The sequence below is a fragment of the Zwartia vadi genome, from assembly GCF_030410375.1.
Taxonomy (GTDB): Bacteria; Pseudomonadota; Gammaproteobacteria; order Burkholderiales; family Burkholderiaceae_B; genus Zwartia; species Zwartia vadi.
On the sequence record NZ_JAUHHE010000005.1, the window covers coordinates 1 to 22,084 of the forward strand.

Genomic DNA, 22,084 nt, shown 5'->3' on the forward strand with positions numbered 1-22,084 from the left:
CGGGGCGTGTTTTTTTGGGTTAACCTTCTCCCTACGATGAATACACCTCACTATCCCCACCCGATTATTGCCCGCGAGGGTTGGCCTTTCCTTGCCGGTTCGATTTTGATTGCTTTGCTTGTGACCTGGTGGTCACCTGCCTGGTCAGTGATTTTTTGGATCATCGCGATTTTTGTTCTGCAGTTTTTTCGTGATCCGGCGAGATCGGGATCGACTGAGCCACTTGCTGTGATTTCACCTGCCGATGGTCGGATTGTCGTGGTCGAAGAAACACAGGACCCTTATGCCAACCGACGCGCGCTCAAAATCAGCGTGTTCATGAACGTGTTTAATGTGCACAGCAATCGTTCCCCTGTGGATGGTGAAGTGCTGATGACGCAATACTTTCCTGGCAAGTTTTTCAACGCGGCACTGGATAAGGCATCTCTTGAAAACGAGCGTAACGCCATGGTTCTACTCACACCGGCTGGTCACACCGTGACGGCTGTGCAGGTTGCGGGCCTGGTAGCCAAGCGTATCCTGTGTTACACCAAAAAAGGCGATACCTTATACCGTGGTCAGCGTTATGGTTTTATACGTTTTGGTTCGCGTGTTGATGTTTACTTGCCCCTAGGCTCGCGTCCACGCGTGGCGATTGGGGACAAGGTGAGCGCGACGACTACCGTGCTGGCCGATTTGCCTGCAACTCTTACGTAAGCTTCCACTATGCCTGTAGACCCTTTGCGCGATCCCGAGCAACGCCACAGAAGCATTTACTTGCTTCCGAATGCGTTCACGACTGCCGCGTTATTTGCGGGTTTTTATGCTGTTGTTCAAGCGATGAACAACCGTTTCGAAATGGCGGCTATTGCAATTTTTGTTGCGATGGTCCTTGATGGGATGGATGGCCGCGTCGCGCGCCTGACTAAAACTACCTCTGCATTTGGTGAGCAATACGACTCGCTTTCCGATATGACATCTTTCGGAGTGGCTCCAGCGCTTGTGATGTACGAATGGATGTTGCACGATTTGGGACGCTGGGGTTGGCTGGCCGCGTTTGTCTATGTGTGCGGGGCGGCTTTGCGTCTTGCTCGGTTCAATACCAATATCGCGGTGGTCGACAAAAGATTTTTTCAGGGCTTGCCCAGTCCTGCTGCTGGTGCGTTGATTGCCGGCTTTGTCTGGCTGGTTGTCGATAATCGCCTGCAGGTTCCCAAAGAGCTGCTCGCCTGGACCGCTTTCGTCATCACGCTTTATTGCGGTGTAGCGATGGTGTCGAACCTGCCGTTTTATAGCGGAAAGTCCTTCGCGCTCGGGCGTAGTGTCCCTTTTTGGGTGATTTTGGTTTTTGTTGCCGGTTTTGTATTTATTTCCAGCAACCCACCCGTTGTCCTGTTTGGTTTGTTTATTGTTTACGGACTGTCGGGCTGGGGAGTCTGGCTTTGGCGCTGGCACCGCGCTAAACGGTAGCGCCAGCGCTCAAATCCGAGTTCACTTTCAGCGCGCCCTGTCGCTGTCGTTGAGTGTTAAAGGATCAGGCCCTGGGTGAAAGCGGTTGGCCAAGTTACCCTGAGGACCCATGTACACATACATCATGGCCGCCCATGTATCGCTTTCTTTGTAGCGATAGGCCCAGACGATTTCGTTACCTTTTGCGATGCCATACTTGTTAGCGGGCTCACCGTACTCGCAAAGTACTTGCTCAGCTGTCCATCTGCCGGTCGCCAGTTTCTGGAAATTGGCGTCGGTCAGCAGTTGTTGAAGGCCGACGATGGTTCCCTGTGGGGTGGTGTTGGTGCCCCAGGCATACTGGCCATATGGCTGCATGGTCCAAATCAGGCGTTGCGTCCCGTCCTCGCGCTTGCAGGTGGTAGTGGGTTTTCCGAGCTTTTGCACGGCTTGTTCAATCGTCATGCCGGGCTGAACGGACTGGTAGTTGACGCATCCGGCCAGCAGCACAACAGAAAACAAGGCACATGCCACCATACCTCTTGGTCTTGAAGGCGAATGGCTCAGGTCAATATCTGGAGCGGGACTGGTAGTCATTTTGGTCATTTTCAGGCTCGAATCAAGGCTTATGTGGGTTCGGCATTGAATTGCAATGCCGATTGGGTTGATTTTAGCCAATCGGCTATAATTCCGTGGCTTTATCGTTATTTTTAGTTATTTAGTTCTTTTAGGTTAATCAATCACGTCAGGACGCCTCGGTCCTGACGCTTGTCATCTGAGGTCATAAAATGTCTGTTGCTGATATTAAAAAATCTGAAATCGTCGCGCAATATCAACGCGCACAGGGCGATACCGGTTCTCCAGAAGTCCAAGTGGCTTTGCTGACAGCTCGCATCAATGAGCTGACGGGCCACTTTAAAACCCACATGAAAGACCATCACTCACGTCGCGGTCTGCTTCGCATGGTGAGCCGCCGACGTAAGTTGCTAGATTATCTCAAGAGCCGCAACCCAGATTCCTATCGTGCACTGATCGAAAAACTCGGTCTGCGTAAGTGATCGGTATCCATGGGGCAGTCTCCCCGTGAGTCAACCGTGGTCGGTGCGGCACTACTGCCGCAACGTCCACGGTTTTTCATTTGTAAGGAATAAATTGTCATGTTCAATAAAGTGACCAAATCGTTTCAGTATGGACAACATACTGTCGTGCTTGAGACCGGTGAAATTGCTCGCCAGTCGTCCGGTGCGGTGTTAGTAACGGTCGAAGATACTGTCGTACTTGCGACTGTTGTCGCCAAAAAAGATGCAAAAGCCGGTCAGGATTTTTTCCCATTGACCGTTGATTACATTGAAAAAACGTATGCCGCAGGCAAAATCCCCGGTGGATTTTTCAAGCGTGAAGGCAAGCCCTCTGAAAAAGAGACACTGACCTCGCGTCTGATCGACCGTCCTCTGCGTCCATTGTTTCCAGAGGGTTTCTACAACGAAGTCCAGGTCATCATTCACGTGCTGTCCTGCAATCCAGAAATCGATCCCGATATCCCTGCGATGATTGGTGCCTCGGCAGCTTTGGCTGTGTCGGGTATTCCTTTCAACGGCCCGATCGGCGCAGCCCGCGTCGGTTACATCGATGGTCAGTACTTGGTCAACCCAACTGCCACGCAGCTCAAGACCTCGCAGATGGATCTCATCGTTGCCGGTACAGAGGCTGCCGTGTTGATGGTTGAGTCTGAGGCGCAGCAACTCTCCGAGGAAATCATGCTCGGTGGTGTGGTGTTTGGTCACAATGCGATGCAAGCTGTGATCGGCGCGATCAACGATCTCGTGAGAGAAGCTGGCAAACCCGAGTGGGACTGGCAGCCTGCCCCCAAGAACGAAGCGCTGATCGCCTCGGTTACTGCTGCCGCACAGGATGCACTCTACGCGGCTTACCAGACCCGTCAAAAGCAAGAGCGCACCACCCAATTGCGTCAGGTGTATGCCAACGTTCACGCCAAGCTCTCTGAAGCTGCCGCGGCGCAAGGCGTTGCAGCACCAGATGGCGTCACGGTCGACAACATTTTGTTTGACCTTGAGGCCAAAATCGTTCGTAGTCAGATCCTGAGCGGTGAGCCACGTATCGATGGACGTGACACACGTACTGTGCGTCCGATTGAAATTCGTTTGGGTGTGCTGCCACGCGTTCACGGTAGCGCCTTGTTCACCCGCGGCGAAACACAGGCTTTGGTGATTGCCACGCTTGGTACCAAGCAAAACGAGCAAGTAATCGATGCGCTCATGGGCGAGTACCGCGATCGCTTCCTGATGCACTACAACATGCCTCCGTTTGCGACCGGTGAAACAGGTCGCGTGGGTACCCCCAAGCGCCGCGAAATCGGTCATGGTCGCCTGGCCAAGCGCTCGCTCGTGCCTCTTTTGCCAGATGCTCAGGACTTTCAGTACACCATTCGTCTGGTCTCTGAAATCACTGAATCAAACGGCTCTTCTTCAATGGCTTCCGTGTGCGGCGGATCACTGGCCATGATGGATGCTGGCGTGCCCCTCAAGGATCACGTCGCCGGTGTTGCAATGGGCTTGATCCTCAACGAAGGCAAGTTCGCCGTATTGACCGATATCCTTGGCGACGAGGATCACCTTGGCGACATGGACTTCAAAGTCGCGGGTACCGAAAATGGTATTACCGCTTTGCAGATGGACATCAAAATCCAGGGCATCACCAAAGAAATCATGCAAGTTGCATTGGCTCAAGCCCGCGATGGCCGCCTGCATATCTTGAACAAAATGCGCGAAGCCATCCAGAATTCGCGCGGTGAGTTGTCAGCTTTCGCACCTCGCATGCTGAGCATGAAGATCAATCCTGAAAAGATTCGTGATGTGATCGGCAAAGGTGGCGCGACGATCCGTGCGTTGACCGAGGAAACCGGTTGCCAGATCGATATTTCTGACGACGGTACGATTGTGATTTCGAGTGCTGATCTGGACCGTGCACACGAAGCCCAGCGTCGCATCACTGAGCTCACCGCTGATGTCGAAGTCGGTCAAGAGTACGACGGAAGCGTCTTGCGTTTGCTCGACTTTGGCGCCATTGTTCAAGTCCTGCCAGGTCGTGATGGTCTGTTGCACATATCCGAGATTGCAAACTACCGCATCGCCAATATTAATGACGTACTCAAAGTCGGTCAGGCTTTGCGTGTGAAAGTGATTGAGGCGGATGACAAAGGTCGTTTGCGTTTGTCAGTCAAAGCGATTGGCGGCATCGAGCAACAAGGTGGTGCAGCGCCTGACTCCGCAGCGCCTGCCGCTGCCGATGCAGGACAGCCAACACCCGCTCAGTAAGTATCGCCAGACAAGAACCCTGCCAGCTTAGATGCCGGCAGGGTTTTTTTGTGCCAGTTCATATAGCCCCGCCAATCTGAACAGACGATCGCGACGCAAAATGCCCAGCATGGGTTCCGGTTGTCTTCGGCTGCTTGAGACGAGTTCATTAACCGTTTTGTCCAGAGCATCCAACAGTGTTTGACGATGAATCGGCCACCACTGGGAGAGTAGGCGGTCAGGGTCAATTAATCCCAATTGCTGACGCCTGAGCTCTGAACGACTAAAGTCTTTGATATTCCAAGTCAGGACACTGATTGGACCATGCTGCGCAGCCGTGAACGCAGCGATGCCTGTTGCTGCCACATGCTTGTCTTTGCGATCGGTGTGCTTGAGAGCGGTCTCAAAGGACGTCACGTCACCCATGTTCGAGGCGGGAAACTGCTCTTGCATCGCCTGCCATTCGCTTTTCAATAGCGCGGGCTCGATCGGCCATAAACGCGCCGCGTTACGCTGCCACTCCTGACCAATCTTGTCAGTCCAGAGGGGCGTAAACAGCCCTGTTTGAGCCAGTTGGAGAAAGAGCGGCCTGAGCAAGCCCGACATCATGATGCAGGCATCCAGAACGAGGGCAGGGCGTGGAGACGAACTGACTGTTAAATGTTGGGCGTCGATCATGCATGGATTAAATTAAGTCAGAGCATGCTTCGTTGCCCGGACGATTGTTTCTGCATCCACTCCAAAAAAGGCCCTGAGCGCAGCGCGGGTGTCGCTGCGACCAAAACCATCCGTACCCAGCGTCATAAAACGACGGCTTGACGGGATGTACGCCCGAACGGTTTCCGGCACTGCTCGCACATAGTCTGTCGCTGCGACAATGGGTCCTTGGCTTTTGGAGAGTTGCTGGTAGATAAATGGTACACCAGGCGCCGACTCGCCTGAGAGTGCTGCGCGTTCGCAGGCCAAACCATCACGCGCCAGCTCGCTCCAGCTGGTGACGCTGTAAACAAAAGTCGTGATGCCTTCGGCACAAAGCTGTTGAGCGGCCTTGATCACTTCGGTCAGTATGGCGCCAGAGCCCAGCAAGGTAGCTTGCGCTGTTTCATTTTTCGCTTGGTAAACATTAAAAAGATAAGTCCCGCGAATGATTTCTTCGCGTACGCCCTCCGGCAAAGACGGCTGAGCATAGTTTTCATTCATGAGCGTGACGTAATAGAAAACGTCTTGTTGTTCGACCATCATCTCGCGCACGCCCTGATCGATGATGACCGCCATTTCACCTGCGAAGGCCGGATCATAAGCTTTGCAATTCGGAATTGTCGCAGCATGCAAGTGGCTTGTGCCATCCTGATGTTGCAAGCCTTCTCCGCCCAGCGTCGTGCGACCCGACGTCGCACCCAATAAAAAGCCCCTTGGACGTTGATCCGCAGCAGCCCAAATTTGATCACCCACACGTTGAAAACCGAACATGGAGTAATAAATGTAAAAAGGCAGCATGGCCAGACCATGCACGCTATAGCTCGTTGCCGCAGCTGTCCAACTCGCGATTGCACCGGCCTCGGAGATGCCTTCCTCGAGGATTTGACCATCCAGGGCCTCTCGGTAACTCAACACCGAGCCGATGTCTTCGGGTGCATACCGTTGACCAACGCTTGAATAAATTCCGACCTGTTTGAACAGGTTAGCCATGCCGAAGGTTCGTGCTTCGTCGGCCACAATTGGAACGATACGTGGACCGAGAACAGGATCTTTGAGTAAGTTGCCAAGCACTCGCACAAAGGCCATCGTGGTGCTCATTTCCTTGCCATCCGCTTGCACGGCAAACTGACTGTATTGAGACATCTCAGGGACGGCGACGCTGTCACACGTAGTGTCCCGCTTAGGTAAATACCCGCCAAGCGCTTGGCGTCTCTTGAGTAAATATTGCATTTCCGGACTGTCGGCCTCTGGGCGATAAAAGCTCAGTGAGGTGGCCTGTTCATCAGTCAGTGGTAAGTTAAAGCGATTGCGAAACTCAATCAAATCATTGTCGTCGAGTTTTTTCTGGCTGTGCGTGGTCATTTTTCCCTGACCGGCACTCCCCATGCCATAGCCTTTTTTGGTGTGCGCCAAAATCACGGTGGGTTGTCCTGAGTGATTGGCCGCCGCTGCATACGCGGCATGTATCTTGACGAGATCATGTCCGCCACGCTTGAGACGGTCAATTTGATCATCAGTCATGCCTTGTGCCAGTTTGGCAAGCTCTTCATTTTGTCCAAAAAATGTGTCGCGATTGAAGCGACCATCTTTGGCGGCGAAGGTTTGCATTTGTCCATCGACTGTATTGGCAAAGGCTCGGGTGAGTGCGCCAGTCAAATCCCGTGCAAACAGGCCATCCCAGTCACTGCCCCACACCAGTTTGATGACATTCCATCCAGCGCCGGTAAAGAGCTTTTCCAGCTCATCAATGATGCGTCCGTTGCCGCGAACCGGGCCATCGAGGCGTTGCAAATTGCAATTGACCACCCAAACCAAATTGTCGAGACCCTCGCGGGCGGCGAGAGTTAAAGCGCTCATCGATTCGGGCTCATCCATTTCCCCATCACCAAAAACGCCCCATACCTTGCGTCCATTACAATTCAATAATTGACGATGTGTGAGGTAGCGCATAAAACGTGCGTGATAGATCGAGCTGATTGGACCAATGCCCATCGAGCCAGTTGGAAATTGCCAGAAATCTGGCATCAGCCAGGGGTGTGGATAGCTCGAGAGTCCTTGTGCGCCATGTTCAAGTGCTTGGATTTCTTGACGGTAATGAAGTAAATCCTGCTCTTGGAGACGGCCTTCAAGATACGCGCGTGCATAGACGCCGGGGGCGCTATGAGGTTGAAAAAACACCAAATCGCCGCGATGCTGCCCAGGCCCCGTGCCGCGACGCGCTTCAAAAAAGTGATTGAAACCTGTTTCAAACAAGTCAGCCGCACTGGCGTAACTGGCGATATGACCACCGAGCTCGCCATAGGCCTGATTGGCCCGTACCACCATGGCCAGCGCATTCCAGCGCATGATCGAGGCTAGTCGCTCTTCGATTGCGAGGTCTCCGGGGAAAACGGGTTGCTGATCGACAGAGATCGTGTTGACGTAGGGTGTGCTGAGCTCAGGGCGCCAGCCGACTTGCGCACGATTGGCTGTGCGTACCAGTTCGTCGAGTAAAAATTTAGCGCGCGCAGGTCCCTCGGTTTGCAGAACCGCCAACAAGGCCTGCTGCCATTCTTGGGTTTCCTGGGTGTCGCTATCCTTGGCGCTATCGGGCCAAAAGGAAGGGCGGGGGTCGATCGCAGCATTCATGATGTGTTCAGGCTTTGGTTGGTCTGAGGTCGCGCGCAGCGCATGTTTGTTAAGCATCATTCTAGGTATTTATCACGAGCATTAGATGCCTATAATCCTAGTTAAAATGCTTATTTGCAGCATTTAATTCTAAATTTATAAATAAAACAGCATAATGAAACTAGATTCGATAGACTTGAAGATTTTGTCTGAGTTACAGGCTGATGGCGCCCTGTCAAACATCGAGTTGGCGCGACGGATTCATCTGAGCCCATCGCCTTGTTTGGCACGGGTACGCGCCTTGGAGTCCGCCGGAGTGATCGACCGCTATGTCGCCCTGGCCAATGCTGCGGCACTCGGTCTTGGTCTCAACGTATTTATCAATATCAGTCTAAAAAGCCAAAGCAAGGAAGCACTCGCGCATTTCGAACAGCGCATCAGCGAGCATGATGAGGTGATGGAGTGCTATTTGATGACAGGTGACAGCGATTATTTGATCCGTGTCGCAGTCGCAGATATCGCCGCTTTGGAAAAATTCATCCTGGAGCAGCTGACTCCGATTCCGGGAATTGAAAAAATCCGTTCGAGTTTTGCGCTCAAGCAGGTCAGGTATAAAACCGCCTTGCCGCTTCCAAGAAAAACAGACGTATAGTTACGAATTGAGTGCGCAACCATTTAGTTTTTAAAAATTTATCTAAGGATTCGTCGGACATGAGTGAAGTCTTCACCCCTACACCCGCCTGGCAAGAGCAAATATTCAAAGTTCTCAAAGAAGGTGGCATTCAGCAAGTGTCTTACGTGCCGGATGCCGGACATGCGCATGTTATTCGCCGCGTGAACGAAGATCCCGATATGCGTGCCATCGTCTTGACGACTGAGGAAGAGGGCGTGGCAGTCGCTGGCGGTGCATGGCTCGGAGGTCAACGGCATGCATTGCTCATGCAGAGCAGCGGTGTGGGTAACTGTATCAACATGATGTCGTTGCTGCAAAGTTGCCGCTTTCCGTTTTTGACACTGGTGACGATGCGCGGCGAGTATGCGGAGTTCAATCCTTGGCAAGTACCGATGAGTAAAGCGACGCAAGCTTCGATGGAGTTGATGGGTATCAAGGTATACCGTGCGGAGCGTGCCGATGAGGTTGAGGACGTTGTGGGGGCCGCACTCGATTTCGCCTTTGAAGGCGGAGAGCCTGTTGCCGTGCTGCTTTCGCAGCGCTTGATCGGCCGCAAGAAATGGTTGCGTAACTAATCTTAACGATGACGTAACGAATCGCTCATTCATCGCGAATCAGTCATCAATGATCAGATAGGAATTTTAATGAGTCAAGTTCAGTCTTCTAACAGTGTGATCGATCGTCGCGAATTCGTGCGCGCGCTGATTGCAAAATGTCCAGAGTCTTTGATCGTCACCGGCCTGGGTTCCGCAACTTATGACGTCTATGCTGCGGGCGATCGCGATAAAAACTTTTACCTGTGGGGTGCCATGGGTGGTGCGGCCGCAATGGGCCTCGGCCTGGCGCTGGCTCAGCCAGACAAATCTGTGCTGGTGATCACAGGTGATGGCGAGCAGTTGATGGGTATCGGATCTTTAGCGACCATCTCCGCTCAAAAGCCTGCCAACCTCACGATTGTTGTTCTCGATAATGGCCACTTTGGCGAAACCGGCATGCAGTTCAGTCACTCCAGCCTCGGGACGAATATGTCCGCCGTTGCCAAGGCTTGCGGGATTGCTAATTCTTATCAAGTTAAGGATATGGCGGGTTTGGCTCAGGTCGAGCAACACGTCAATGCCCGCCAGGGTGTGACCTTTGCGCAGATTCTAGTCAAAGCGGACGATCTGCCACGCGCCTTGCCTTCGCGTGATGGTGTATTTGTCAAAAACCGTTTCCGCGCAGCCCTGGGTCTCGCACCGTTCTAAATAAACACTGGCCCCGATTCAATAAGAAAAGGGGCCAGTCAGTCGCAGCAAATGCATCAAATTCTTGCAGTGACCAAATTTCTGCAGTTACTTCTTTGCCGGATACAGATGGCAGGCGACCTCGCCCTGGGCGTCCCGTAGCAAACGAGGATGTTCAACAGAACATTCGGGTCGGCGCTGTTGGCATCGGGGATGAAACGCGCATCCTGTCGGCGGGTGCAAGGGGTCAGGAAAGGAGAGTCCCAGCCCCATATCTGGAATGCCTAAACCGGGTTCAGGTGTCAGTACTGAGGCCAGGAGCGCCTGTGTATAGGGGTGCCGGGGGTGTTTGAATAATTCAGCCGTCTGAGTGAGTTCAACCACGCGACCCAGATACATCACCGCAACTTGTGTCGCAATGTGTTCAACCACGGCCAAGTTGTGGCTGATAAAGACATAGGTCAGGTTGAATTCTTTGCGCAAGTCCAACAGCAAATTCAAAATCTGGGCTTGAACCGAGACATCCAGTGCGGAGGTTGGCTCATCGCACACCACAATTTCAGGGTTGATCACCAAGGCGCGTGCAATCGCCACACGTTGACGTTGACCACCAGAAAGTTGTCCGGGCGTGTTGTCCGCATAGCGAGCGGGCAAGCCTACACGCTCAAGCATCTCGATCGCCTTTTTACGACGTTCGCTTTGAGTGCCGACGCCTAGTACGTCAAGAGGAAAAGATACGATGGAGGAAATCGTGCGGCGTGGATTCAGCGAGGAATAGGGGTCTTGAAAAATAGGTTGAACCCGGCGTGCGAGTTCACGGCGATCAATTTTATTAATATCTTGTCCGTCGATCAGCACACTCCCGCGGGAAGGGGGCGTGAGCCCCAGCAGCATGCGTGCCAGTGTCGATTTACCGCAGCCTGACTCGCCCACGATACCCAGCACGTCTTTGCGCTGCACGGAGAGGTCAACGCCATTGACCGCATGCAGTGTCTGACGGGCCTTAAACATGCCGGCACTAACTGAAAAAGTGCGCTGCAGATCTTTTGTTTCAATCAGGGCAGTCATTGGCCTGCTCCGCTCTGGTTCAGTTCGTTCATGACACAACGCCATTGTTGACCCTGGGCTGTCTGATGCAGGGGGATGGTTTCACTGCAACGTGCCTGAGCATGCGCGCAGCGATCCTTGAAGGCGCAGCCTTTCATTTCGCCGATGAGTGAGGGGACGACACCGGGAATGGTGCCGAGCTTGCCGCCGGGGATTGTTTTGCCCGGGATAGGAATACAGCTGATCAAGCCGCGCGTATAAGGGTGCTGGGGCGCGGCAAAGATATCCTGCGCGGCTCCTTCTTCGACAATCTGGCCCGCATACATGACGGCCACACGATCGGCAATACGTGCGACCACGCCCAGATCATGGGTGATGAGCACCATGGCGATGCCCAACTCATCCTGGAGATCAGCCAACAGACGCAAAATTTGCGCTTGAATGGTGACGTCCAGCGCCGTGCTTGGTTCGTCTGCGATCAGTAGTTCTGGGCCGCACATGAGCGCCATAGCGATCATGACGCGTTGACGCAGACCACCGGAGAGTTGGTGCGGATACTGTCCGAGCCGCTCGGCAGCCGAGGCGATCCCCACTTTTTCCAATAACTCGACCGCGCGCAAGCGCGCCTCTTCGGCGGAGGCTTTGCGGTGGTGGCGGTAATGCTCGGTGAGTTGATCGCCAATCGTATAGGCTGGATTCAGAGCGGTCATCGGCTCCTGAAAAATCATGGCCATACGATTGCCGCGCAAATCATTGATGCGTTGTTTGCTTGCTTGAGCGAGGTCTTCGCCTAAAAACTCGAAGACACGGCTCTTGCGTGTCGCGGTTTTGGGCAGCAGTCCCATCATGGATAGCGAGGTGATGGATTTGCCGCAGCCAGATTCACCGACAATACAGAGTGTTTCGCCACGTTTGACCTGCAAGGAGATATCGCGCACCACATGCAGCGTGCCACGGGGTGTGGAGATATCTACAGTCAGTCCCTGTACATCCAGAACAATTTCGTCAGTCACCATGATTAAGCTCTCTCGCCCGGTGTCAGGAGCTGATGGAGACCATCACCTGCCAGGTTGATGGCGAAAATCAATAAAGCCAAAGCCGTACCGGGAATCGCAATCAGCCAAAATGAAAAGAACATGTAGGACTTAGCCTCTGAAATCATCAAGCCCCAAGAGGGTAGCGGGGGTTGAACACCGAGCCCTAGAAACGACAGTGCCGCTTCAAGCAAAATCGCGCTCGCAGCTTCGAGTGTGGCGATCACAATCAGATGAGGCATTACATTGGGCAGGACCTCTGTCAGCATGATGCGCAGTGTCGATGCGCCAGCAGACTGCGCCGCAGAGACATATTCCATGGATCGCACTTGTTGCGTCGCGCTACGCATCACCACGGCAAAACGGTCCCATTTTAGGAGGCCGAGCACCATAATGACGACCCACAAAGAGCCTCCAACCAGTGCAACTGTCGCGAGCGCCACCAAAATGACAGGCATGGACAGGCGTGTGGTCACCATGAAGGACACGATCATGTCGATCCGACCGCCAAAGTAGCCAGCTAGCATACCCATCGTGGTGCCGATCAGTCCTGAAATCACAGCAACGCTCAGGCCAATCAGCAAAGAAATACGCGCGCCATAAAGCAAGCGTGACAAATAGTCGCGACCGAGCTGATCGGTGCCAAGGGGATGTGCCCAACTACCTTTTTCGTACCAGACTGGCGGAACAGTCCGATTGGTCAGATCCTGAAAGTAGGGGTCATACGGTGACAGCCAATGTGCGAATACTGCACAGAAGACGATGAAAAGCAGTAGACCGCAACCCACATAAAGAGCCGTATTTTTTTTCATCTCAAGCAACTCGAATACGAGGATCAAGCCAGGCGTTGGCAATATCTGAGGCCAGGGTCAACAAGATATAGATGACTGACAGCAGCAAAACAATCACCTGCGTGACTGGGAAATCTTTTTGAATGATGCTTTGGTAGGCGAGATAGCCCAGACCATCGAGTGCGAAAATAGTCTCGATCACGACGGAGCCGCCCAGCAAAAAGCCGAGTTGCACAGCTGCGAGCGCCACGACCGGGACAATCGCATTACGCAAGGCATGCTTGAAAATGACAGTGCCGGTTGGAAGGCCTTTGGCACGCGCGGTGCGGATGTAGTCCGCACTGAGTACTTCTATCATGCCGGCCCGAATCAGACGCATAAATGCAGGTGCGGCGTAATAGCCAAGCGCGATGGCTGGCATCACGAAATGTTGCCAGGTGCCGCTACCGGATACCGGCAACATGCGCCAGGTAATTGAAAACAGCATAATCAGGATCAGCGCAAAAAAGAAATTGGGCATCGCCTGACCGACCACAGCCACACCCAGACAGAGGCGGTCAATCCAGCTGTTTTTATAAATTGCTGCTAGTACGCCCAGCGGTACTGAAATAAGCAGGGCAAAAGCCAGCGAGTAAATCGCAAGCAAAAGAGTGGTTTCAAGCTTGGTAAAAATAAGCTTGCCTACATCTGTTTTGAAATAGATCGACTGACCCAGGTCGCCCTGAACCACTTTAAGCAGCCAGTTACCAAACTGGACAATGATTGGCTGGTCAAAACCATAGGTTTTGCGAACCATGTCGATGTCGACCTGTCGTGCGCCCTCTCCGGCGATCGCCAATGCTGGATCGCCTGAGAGGTAAAGCAGCATGAAGGCAAGAATTGAAACTGTCAGCGCGACCAGGACAGCGAGTCCTAGCCGCTTTGTAATATATGCCAGCATGATGCCTTACCTAAGATACAAATAGTAAAAACAAAAAGAGAGGATTACTTCCAGCTCATTTCCCAAAAACGAACCAACTCGTCATGGTAGGGCTTGAAGTTTACCTCTTTGCTAGCAACGTAGTAGACAGGTAGAGTCCAAAGCGGCACAGCGTATGCTTGGTCGGCAATAATCGACAAAGCCTTCTGATATACCTCCTGGCGCTTCTTCATATCGACCGTGCTGTCGCCCTCGTTCAGCAATTTGATGACCTCAGGGTCGCGGCTCACATCGTCTGCACCGCCACCAAAGTAAACCGGCGTGGAGGCCGACATGTCGTTGACAAGGTTCGATCCCCAAGTCTGGTGCGTGAGGGAGGTCTTGTTGGCGCGCGCCAAGTCCCGCATCGCTGCGTATTGCATGAAGCTCAGCTTTGGCTTGATCCCGACAGCGCTCAGATAGTTGATCATGGCTTCGGTTTGTGGACGCTCGCGGTACGCCATCAGATCCACTTCAAAACCATTGGGGTAGCCTGCTTCGGCCAGAAGTTTTTTCGCCAAGGCAGGGTCATAGTTGTAGACCTTGACACCTTGGCTGGTACAGCCTACCTGTGAGGGTGTGCAAATTGAGTTGATGATCTCTCCGCCACCCACGATGTTTTTCAAAATCGCTTCGCGGTCTATCGCGTGGGCGATGGCATGCCGGACGCGTACGTCCTTGAGTTGAGGAGCGGGCGTACCATCACGTGTGTTCATCTGCAGGAATACGATACGCATCGTGTTACCGCTTTGAACTTGCAGGTGAGGCAGGGACTTAAGCTTTTCAGCCTGATCCTTTGGAACGTGCATGATGAAGTCTTCGCCACCAGACATCACCTCAGCCATCTGTGTTTGGCGGTCAGGGATGAAGCGAATCCGGACTTTGCCGATAGTCGGTTGTTTTTTTGGTGAGTCTTTGAAGTAATCTGGGTTGCGCTCAAGGGTCAAAGACTTGCCGGGAATGTGCTCAACCACTTTGTAAGGGCCGGAGCCAATCGGCTTGAGGTTCATGCCATTTGGACCGACTTCTTTGTAGTACTTGGCCGGATGAATAGCAATGGCTGTCGCGAGATAGTCAATCGCGGCAGGGAAAGGCTGTTTACTGATGATTCGGACTTTGTATTTGCTAACTTTTTCCGCTTTCTCAATCCAGCCTGTCACAGTTTGCTGTCGTGCTTTGTTAGCAGGGTCGGAAACGAAATTCAGCGTGTATACAACAGAATCCGCGTCAAACTCTTCTCCATTATGGAACTTGATGCCCTCTCGCAGATCGAACTCTAAAGTGCGATCGTCGATTTGCTTCCAGCTTTTTGCAAGTTGACCTTTGTATTCACCTGTCACGGGGTCGCGGTATACCAGCGTATCCCAAACGTTGGCGGCAATAATCACGCCAATCCGGACATTGTTGTAGTAGGGGTCGATGTTCTCAGGCGTTTGGTCGTAAGCAAAACCTAGCGTGTCGTTCTTTTTGCCCGCATGGGCAGGCAAAGTGAAAGCTACAGTGGCGGCCAGGGCACAAGCAAGCAAGCCTGCACGCAGATTAAATTTAGCCAAAGGGGCTTTTAAAGCAATGCTCGAATAGTTCATAGTCTTCCTCTGATTCGGTTTGTCACGACATCGTCTAGCAAGCATGTTTCTTTTAACAGGTAAATCATCCCACAGGCAACAGGTTGCAATTAGGACTTACACCCAGTTGATAGTTGTATATGCAATTACTGTGCCAAAATTGTCCACAATCAAAGTTTTTACACATTAAATACTCATTTCGACTTTTATTTCACAAGGTGATGTATGCAGAGCCCCGCACTAGAACAGGCCGTACAGTTTGCGATCGATCATGAAAGTACTTGGGACCGTGACTGCACAAGCAGTAATTGGGGTGTACATCATGGCGATCCTGCGCCATATAACAAGCTTTATGGTCCCGTGCACTCTCGTGGACCGAACTCAGGCACTATTTTGTTGCGTGGCAAACATCTGGTCTCCTGGGGCGAGCCCAAGCGTGCAGATCTGACTTTTAGCGTGGCCAAGACCTACCTCGCTTTGTTAGCAGGTGTGGCATTTGATCGTGGACTGATCAAAGACTTGAACGAGCCGATTGGTAGGAAATTGAAGGGAATCGGTTTCGATGAAGGTAATAATGCGCAAGTGACTTGGGAGCAGATGCTCCAACAGACCAGTGAATGGGAGGGCACATTGTTCGGCCTGCCTGATCAGGTGGATCGCTATCGTGCCGTGACGTTTGCCAAAGCACCGGACGGCGTGAAAGGGGATGCGCGGCCTTTGCAGCCAGCCGGCACCTATTGGGAATACAACGACGTTCGCATCAACCAGTTGTCATTGGCTTTGTTGCACCTGTTTCAGCGTCCATTGCCTGAGGTCTTTCGCGAGGCGATTACGCGTCCGGTGGGCGCAACAGAGAACTGGAATTGGGTTGGTTACGATGACGCCTGGGTGGAGATCGCCGGCAAACGTGTCCAGTCTGTTCCCGGCGGAACGCATTGGGGAGGGGGGATGTCCATTAGCAGCGAAGATCAGGCCCTGATCGGTCAGATGATGCTGGATGAGGGAATGGCCAATGGCAAACGCGTGCTGTCAGCTGAATGGATCAAGCGTATGCAAGTGCCCTGCAAGCTGGCACCATTCTATGGCTACCTCGTTTGGCTGAATGATCAGCAGAAGGTATTTCCAAGTTTGCCGGCTTCAAGCTATTTTGCGGTCGGAGCGGGTAGTTCATTTACCTGGATCGAGCCTGAAATGGGTATGGTGGTGATTATTCGCTGGCTCAACTCCGCGCATGCGGATGCAGTGTTTGGAAAGATTTATCAAGCAGTCAAGGCCATGGCCTAACACACAAGGCGGGGCGCTAACTTCGCCCCTTTTATCTTTAAACCCAGAAACGGGATCTATGATGCAGAAAAATAAAGTCCGCAATTTTTCACTGACTGCCGCGACCGCTGCGATGGTGTTGACGCTGGCCACAGGTGGCGCTCTTTTTAGCGCATCCCTAGTCCAGCCTGCCTTCGCGCAGGGCACGACACAGTCGGCCAACTTGACCATGCCTCAGCTTGAGTCGTTGGTCTCGTCGATCGCGTTATACCCGGATTCATTGTTATCGCAAATGTTGATGGCTGCGACCTATCCTCTCGAGGTAGCCGAGGCTGCCAATTGGTTGCGTAACAACACGCACCTCAAGGGTGATGCTCTACAAAATGCGCTGAAGCCTCAAACCTGGGACAACAGCGTGAAGTCTCTGGTCTCGTTCCCTGACGCACTCAACATGCTTGGCAACAACTTGAGCTGGACGCAACAGCTTGGGGATGCATACCTCGCCCAGCCAAAAGATCTGATGCAAGCTGTACAGGCGTTGCGCGCCAAGGCGAGACAGTCTGGAAACCTCAAGTCCAATCAGCAGGTTTCCGTTTCGAGCGATGCACAGTCAAACATCATCATCGTTCCTGCGAATCCTCAAGTCGTGTACGTGCCAACATACAACCCTATGATGGTTTATGGTGCTTGGCCTTATGCCGCTTACCCCCCTTATCCTGTTTACAACCCCGCCTGGGGTTTGATGAGTTTTGGTATCGGGATGGCAGTCGGTGCAGCCTTGTGGTCCACGCCTCATTGGGGTTCTGGATCCATCACGATCAATAACGCGACCTTTAACAATTTCAATAATCGTTTCAATTCGGCTTCTAACTTGCGTTCTGATCGGTTCGGTAATGACAGCACGTGGTCGCATAACCCCGCTCATCGCGATGGCATACCTTACGGCAATTCGGCACTGAATAATCGCTACGGTGCGGGCAACCACAGCGCAATCACCCGCAACGATATCGCGCGCCAGCAAAACGCAGTCAATGACTGGAGAAATAACGCTACGCCTGAGGAAAGGCAGCGCGCTGATCAAGCACGTCAAAACGCGCAAAATGCTTTTAATCGCAGTGCGACCCCTCAAGAGCGCAGTCAGGCCAGCCAAATGAATCAACAGGCCCGAAGCGACTGGACTCAGGATCGTGCCGATCCAAACCGCGCGCGTGAAGCGCGTCAGGAAAACCAGTTAGGCCGCGAAGGCCGTAGTGACTTTAATGCGGACAGATTTGGTGGAGGCGACCGCTTTGGCGGAGGTGACCGTTTCGGTGGCGGCGATCGTTTTGGTGGCCGTGGCTTTGGTGGCGGACATTTTGGCGGTGGATTCAGACGCTAGTCGTCTTTTCCGCTCAACCCTTCAATTTTTTTGGAAACAGTCATGATGAATAAACTATTAGCGACCGCGCTCTTTGCGGCTCTTCCTTTTGCCTCTGGTGCGCAAAATGTTCCCCCGTCCGACGTTTCTCTGGGCGCCATGATCAATTTATGTCAAAGCCGCACCGATCTCGAAGCACAAACTTTCTGCTATGGTTTTGGCGAAGGTGTTTACCAGGGATCAGAGCTTACAAAGGATCCGAAAGCCCCTAAAACAGTGTGCTTGCCACCAGGTGGCGTACCCCGTGACGAGGTTCTGGCGGAGTTTATTCGCTGGGCGATTGCCAACCCCCAATATCATCAGGAAAAGGCCGCCGCATCGATTTTGCGTTACCTCCCGATCCGCTTTCCCTGCAAAGGCTGATGGACCTCGGCGCTTTTGGATACAATAGCGCCTCGTGAGTGGCCCCGATGATGAAATTGGTAGACATAGCAGACTTAAAATCTGCAGCCTAAGGGCGTGCCGGTTCGATTCCGGCTCGGGGCACCATAAGATCGTGCAATAAAGTTTTTGAAGTCCATAAAAACTATATAAATCAATGTGTTGCTGATTGATTTTGTCCGATATAGTCCAATAATACCTGACTAAATCCGCATGGCAACGGGGGTATAATTGGGGGTATGCGCTGAATTTGTAGCGATGATCTTTTGGAGATACCCCCAATATGCCTCTCACAGACATTGCAATCAGAAATGCCAAGCCTAGGGCTAAGCCGTACAAGCTCTCCGATAGTGGGGGGCTATTTGTTTTGGTCACGCCAGCCGGAGGAAAACTTTGGCGATACAAGTATCGATTTGCTGGAAAAGAAAAGTCGCTTTCGCTTGGTGCCTATCCTGAGCTTACGCTCGCCCCTGCGAGGGTATTGCACTTTGAAGCGCGACAGCAGCTGAATCAAGGAATCGACCCGGGCGCAGTCAAGCAGAGCGCCAAAGCCAAGCTGCTGCAATCTGTTGAAAATAGTTTTAGCGCCATATATCAAGAGTGGCAGGAATCACGGGTAGGTGTGATCCAGCAGGCGCAGATCGACAAATCGCGATCTCGCATCGAGAAAGACGTACTTCCATGGCTCGGAAACAAGCCTGTGAGCGAAATTACGGCATCGGACGTTTTGACTGTTCTTCGCCGTATAGATGGTAGAGGCGTGCGGTACACGGCACACAGGGTCAAAAGCGAAATCAGCCGCGTGATTCGCTATGCAATCGTGACGGGCCGAGCAGAGCGGGATCCATGCCAAGATCTTAGGGGTGCCTTGCCACCAGCTAGAGAGACTCACCGTGCAGCACTCGTTTCGCCTCTGGAACTCAAAGCGTTGTTGCTTGCGATTGATGCATTTAAGGGGACGTTTGTCGTTTTGTGTGCATTACGATTACTGCCTATGATCTTTTGTCGACCGGGAGAATTGCGGACGATGAAGTGGGCTGATGTCGATTTTGAACGAGCAACTTGGCGCTATACCGTCAGCAAAACAAACACAGATCACCTAGTGCCCTTGAGTAATCAAGCCTTTGCAATCTTGAAAGAACTCAGCATGCTTACGGGGAATAGGGATCATGTATTTCCCGGCGGTCGTGACCCAAGACGTCCGATGAGTGATGCGGCTATCAATGCAGCCCTGCGACGACTTGGTTACGATACCAGCAAGGAAATGACGGCGCACGGGTTTAGAGCTACTGCACGAACAATTCTGCACGAAGAGCTCGGTTTTGCACCAGAAGTCATTGAGCACCAGCTTGCTCACAGGGTACCTGACACATTGGGTGCAGCATACAACCGTACAAAATTTATCAAGCAGCGAACCGAAATGATGCAGCGATGGGCCGATTATCTTGATGCGTTAAAGCTGGAAAAGGCGGACGTGATTCCGATCAATCGCGCTGCCTTGAGGTGAAGGCATCTATTCGCCTCTACTCTAGACGCCATCAGGCCTGAGATTCAGGTTGAACATGACTGGCTGATTTTCGCCATGCGAGTGTTCAACAGCCTTACGTTTGGGTGCAACGTATTGCGCCAGTTCTGCGTACATTCGGCCACGAAGCTCAGCTGTGTTGTTTGCATCCATCGCTAAGTCCGCCATTCCCTGTATCGGGTCGCATCCCATGCTGGCTAACCTGTCCTTGATTTCAACTGTTTTTTTGTTTGGTGTCCCGAGCAGTCGCCCACCCGTTTTTTTGCCAATCGCCATTTTTTGGATTAAAGTTTTATTATTTTCATTATAAATCAATTGGTTACGTATTTTAAACGCTGTTTGTACGCAGCAACATAAAGTGTGACATTGTGTGCTCTTCATCTAGGTTCGTTCAGAAGTCCACACTTCTGTAAGAGCATCGCTTATCAACCTGTTGAGTGCTTGCAGCCGATGCTAGTCACTAGGGTTTTGAGGTCGAACTCAATGCTCACGTTACGCTTTGGAAACATACGAAAACTTTTTTCTGAGTGAACCCCTAGCCGTCAACCCAATATTTTTTATTTTGAACCCAAGCCTAAGCGCTAACTCACGCCATTACTCCGAGTAAAAATTTCACCCAGAGTAATGGCAATTTACATCATCCCCTTTAGAAGACACAGGCTTTTCAATCTTTAAGCCCTTACCGTACTCTGTACAGGCACGAGGTGTGAATGAACCAGTTTCTCAGAAGGAACGGTAGTAGTTCTTCTAGAGGCCTGCTGAATTGATAAATTGGAGGGTTCCAAGAACGTCCATGCACCTTGGCGGTATCCATCCGGTGAGATGTCGAGACCTTGAAAGTTATTGATCCCATACCAAGTGACAGCATAACGACTCGGGCCTATGCCGAACCCTCCCTTGCGAGTGCAGACGATTAACTCACGATCCTCAAGATTTTTTCGTGCACGTTGTACAACTGAGTTTGAACTCCAGCCGCGCGACTTCAGCCACGGGTAAGATGCTTGCAAGTGGCCGTTGTTATACCCGTCGTGCTGACGCGCTATTTCAAGTAGCAAAGCCTTGGCTGTATGGCTACAACCACGATAGGCAACGCTGTCAAGCACTGCCCATGGAAGAGCAGTGTAGCCACCCGTTACACGCTGTGGTCTTTTTGTTTTCTTTTTCATCTGTAACCCTTCCTAAGTTTTGATGCTGCTGCCATTTTTGATCCAGTGCTTTTGGCACGTGTAAGCCTGTTACGAATAGGCCCGTGCTGGCGCTCCAGCTCTGGTAGCGCACGAGTGATTGCTTTATGCAACCAACCGAGATCGGCAGCTTCGAATGTAAAAAAGCTTTCATCCTTGACGGCTTCTGAGATGTATGGACACACTGCTTCACCCGGAAGCATTTTTCGTTCGGATGCCAATGGATCCAGCGGACATATTGGTGCTGAGCATCGAGTCCACTTAGGACACTCCTGCGGCGAATGGAGGGGTACTCCTGCGATGGATATAGCCTTGGTTGGATTGCTCATGGCTTGACCTCCGAGAGATCACGCAGGAGTGCATCAATTTCGTCAGAGCGCCAGACCGTTATACGCATTCCAAGCTTGATTGCTTGAGGGAATTTTCCGCTTTTGACACCTGCCCACCAGGTCGAGGCTGACACTGGTAAAAGCGGGGGTACCCCTCTCTTCTTGTGTCCAATGATCTGATAAAGACGAAGGTAGTGAAATTGCGGTTGTGATGTAATTTCCTGCATCTTGGATTTCCAAAATGAACGAAATTGCGCACAAAAAAAAGGCCTGCGCGCACTTTCGTGAACACAAGCCTCGGTATCTTTGGATCCTGCTCCTCACGGAAGGCGATCCTCTCCTGCCCTGCTGGGCGCACAATCAAGGGGGTAGTGACCAAACCTACCAAATAAACTATCCAACAGGCTTAGACATATGGACAGAAAACGCAGTCAACGTTTGTTGTAACCGTAAGTATATTTTATCGTGCTTAATCGGACGGTGCAATACAAACCCATCTCCTGTCGACAGCTTCTTGAAAGGCACCGGCATAATGTGACCAACCCTCCTAAACATTCGGTGAGTGTGGTGTTTAACATTCGGTGAGCGTGGGTGTTTAACTTTCAGTCTTGCGTCCCCAGATTAGTAGATTTGCTCTATGCTGATG

At 52.2% G+C, this 22,084-nt stretch carries 21 protein-coding genes and 1 tRNA gene; 12 read left to right on the forward strand and 10 right to left on the reverse strand.

The window, feature by feature from the left end; genetic code table 11:
* Positions 1 to 36 precede the first annotated feature (36 nt).
* Together QWY27_RS05355 and pssA are read left to right on the forward strand one after the other, a co-directional pair.
* Positions 37 to 696 carry a phosphatidylserine decarboxylase gene (locus tag QWY27_RS05355; RefSeq protein ID WP_290195844.1) on the forward strand — a complete coding sequence of 220 codons (660 nt, stop codon included), beginning with the start codon at positions 37 to 39 and terminating at the stop codon, positions 694 to 696.
* Positions 697 to 705: 9 nt separating this feature from the next.
* On the forward strand, positions 706 to 1,449 hold the full coding sequence (pssA, locus tag QWY27_RS05360; RefSeq protein ID WP_290195475.1) for a CDP-diacylglycerol--serine O-phosphatidyltransferase: 744 nt from the start codon (positions 706 to 708) through the stop codon (positions 1,447 to 1,449).
* 27 nt (positions 1,450 to 1,476) lie between these two features.
* Here pssA and QWY27_RS05365 read toward each other — a convergent pair whose 3' ends face one another.
* Positions 1,477 to 2,034 (reverse strand): hypothetical protein, encoded by a 558-nt coding sequence (locus QWY27_RS05365; RefSeq protein WP_290195477.1) that lies wholly within the window; start codon positions 2,032 to 2,034, stop codon positions 1,477 to 1,479.
* A gap of 182 nt (positions 2,035 to 2,216) precedes the next feature.
* On the opposite strand from QWY27_RS05365, the gene rpsO reads away from it, so the two are divergent.
* Positions 2,217 to 2,486 carry a 30S ribosomal protein S15 gene (gene rpsO / locus QWY27_RS05370; protein ID WP_290195479.1) on the forward strand — a complete coding sequence of 90 codons (270 nt, stop codon included), beginning with the start codon at positions 2,217 to 2,219 and terminating at the stop codon, positions 2,484 to 2,486.
* A 99-nt stretch (positions 2,487 to 2,585) separates the two neighbouring features.
* Complete coding sequence (gene pnp, locus QWY27_RS05375) at positions 2,586 to 4,763, forward strand: polyribonucleotide nucleotidyltransferase (RefSeq protein ID WP_290195482.1); 2,178 nt, start codon at positions 2,586 to 2,588, stop codon at positions 4,761 to 4,763.
* A 27-nt stretch (positions 4,764 to 4,790) separates the two neighbouring features.
* Here the strand turns inward: pnp and QWY27_RS05380 are convergent, their stop codons facing one another.
* Together QWY27_RS05380 and mdeB are read right to left on the reverse strand one after the other, a co-directional pair.
* Entirely contained in the window at positions 4,791 to 5,420 is a 630-nt protein-coding gene (locus QWY27_RS05380) for a PIN domain-containing protein (RefSeq protein WP_290195485.1), read from the reverse strand.
* Between the two features lie 12 nt (positions 5,421 to 5,432).
* Positions 5,433 to 8,069 (reverse strand): alpha-ketoglutarate dehydrogenase, encoded by a 2,637-nt coding sequence (mdeB, locus tag QWY27_RS05385; protein ID WP_290195846.1) that lies wholly within the window; start codon positions 8,067 to 8,069, stop codon positions 5,433 to 5,435.
* 154 nt (positions 8,070 to 8,223) lie between these two features.
* Between mdeB and QWY27_RS05390 the strand changes: the two genes are divergently transcribed.
* The 3 genes from QWY27_RS05390 (at position 8,224) to QWY27_RS05400 (ending at position 9,965) form a co-directional block, all read left to right on the forward strand.
* Positions 8,224 to 8,700, forward strand: a complete 477-nt coding sequence (locus QWY27_RS05390) for an Lrp/AsnC family transcriptional regulator (protein WP_290195487.1) — start codon at positions 8,224 to 8,226, stop codon at positions 8,698 to 8,700.
* Positions 8,701 to 8,759: 59 nt separating this feature from the next.
* Positions 8,760 to 9,296 (forward strand): thiamine pyrophosphate-binding protein, encoded by a 537-nt coding sequence (locus QWY27_RS05395; RefSeq protein ID WP_290195489.1) that lies wholly within the window; start codon positions 8,760 to 8,762, stop codon positions 9,294 to 9,296.
* Between the two features lie 69 nt (positions 9,297 to 9,365).
* Positions 9,366 to 9,965 (forward strand): thiamine pyrophosphate-dependent enzyme, encoded by a 600-nt coding sequence (locus QWY27_RS05400; protein ID WP_290195491.1) that lies wholly within the window; start codon positions 9,366 to 9,368, stop codon positions 9,963 to 9,965.
* Positions 9,966 to 10,052: 87 nt separating this feature from the next.
* Here QWY27_RS05400 and QWY27_RS05405 read toward each other — a convergent pair whose 3' ends face one another.
* From QWY27_RS05405 to QWY27_RS05425, 5 genes are read right to left on the reverse strand one after another with little or no spacing between them, the layout of a single operon-like run.
* A complete protein-coding gene (locus QWY27_RS05405; RefSeq protein WP_290195492.1) occupies positions 10,053 to 11,012 on the reverse strand; it encodes an ABC transporter ATP-binding protein in 960 nt (319 codons plus the stop codon).
* A complete protein-coding gene (locus QWY27_RS05410) occupies positions 11,009 to 12,007 on the reverse strand; it encodes an ABC transporter ATP-binding protein (protein ID WP_290195495.1) in 999 nt (332 codons plus the stop codon). The genes QWY27_RS05405 and QWY27_RS05410 overlap by 4 nt, the downstream gene beginning before the upstream one ends.
* A 2-nt stretch (positions 12,008 to 12,009) precedes the next feature.
* Positions 12,010 to 12,879: an ABC transporter permease gene (locus tag QWY27_RS05415; RefSeq protein ID WP_435433448.1), complete on the reverse strand. Its 870-nt coding sequence runs from the start codon at positions 12,877 to 12,879 to the stop codon at positions 12,010 to 12,012.
* Positions 12,839 to 13,756, reverse strand: a complete 918-nt coding sequence (locus QWY27_RS05420; protein ID WP_290195498.1) for an ABC transporter permease — start codon at positions 13,754 to 13,756, stop codon at positions 12,839 to 12,841. Before QWY27_RS05420 ends, QWY27_RS05415 begins: the two co-directional genes overlap by 41 nt.
* Positions 13,757 to 13,800: 44 nt before the next feature.
* Complete coding sequence (locus tag QWY27_RS05425) at positions 13,801 to 15,360, reverse strand: ABC transporter substrate-binding protein (protein WP_290195500.1); 1,560 nt, start codon at positions 15,358 to 15,360, stop codon at positions 13,801 to 13,803.
* Positions 15,361 to 15,564: 204 nt separating this feature from the next.
* Here QWY27_RS05425 and QWY27_RS05430 point away from each other — a divergent pair, with 204 nt between their 5' ends.
* From QWY27_RS05430 to QWY27_RS05450, 5 genes are all read left to right on the forward strand, one after another.
* Positions 15,565 to 16,623: a serine hydrolase domain-containing protein gene (locus tag QWY27_RS05430; protein WP_290195503.1), complete on the forward strand. Its 1,059-nt coding sequence runs from the start codon at positions 15,565 to 15,567 to the stop codon at positions 16,621 to 16,623.
* A gap of 58 nt (positions 16,624 to 16,681) precedes the next feature.
* Positions 16,682 to 17,980, forward strand: a complete 1,299-nt coding sequence (locus QWY27_RS05435; RefSeq protein WP_290195504.1) for a DUF3300 domain-containing protein — start codon at positions 16,682 to 16,684, stop codon at positions 17,978 to 17,980.
* Positions 17,981 to 18,022: 42 nt separating this feature from the next.
* Complete coding sequence (locus QWY27_RS05440; protein ID WP_290195506.1) at positions 18,023 to 18,382, forward strand: Rap1a/Tai family immunity protein; 360 nt, start codon at positions 18,023 to 18,025, stop codon at positions 18,380 to 18,382.
* A 41-nt stretch (positions 18,383 to 18,423) separates the two neighbouring features.
* Positions 18,424 to 18,508, forward strand: a tRNA-Leu gene (locus QWY27_RS05445).
* Between the two features lie 175 nt (positions 18,509 to 18,683).
* Positions 18,684 to 19,907, forward strand: a complete 1,224-nt coding sequence (locus QWY27_RS05450) for a tyrosine-type recombinase/integrase (RefSeq protein WP_290195508.1) — start codon at positions 18,684 to 18,686, stop codon at positions 19,905 to 19,907.
* 21 nt (positions 19,908 to 19,928) lie between these two features.
* Here the strand turns inward: QWY27_RS05450 and QWY27_RS05455 are convergent, their stop codons facing one another.
* On the reverse strand, positions 19,929 to 20,201 hold the full coding sequence (locus tag QWY27_RS05455) for a hypothetical protein (protein WP_290195510.1): 273 nt from the start codon (positions 20,199 to 20,201) through the stop codon (positions 19,929 to 19,931).
* A 1,233-nt stretch (positions 20,202 to 21,434) separates the two neighbouring features.
* Entirely contained in the window at positions 21,435 to 21,665 is a 231-nt protein-coding gene (locus tag QWY27_RS05460; RefSeq protein WP_290195512.1) for a helix-turn-helix transcriptional regulator, read from the reverse strand.
* Positions 21,666 to 22,084 lie beyond the last annotated feature (419 nt).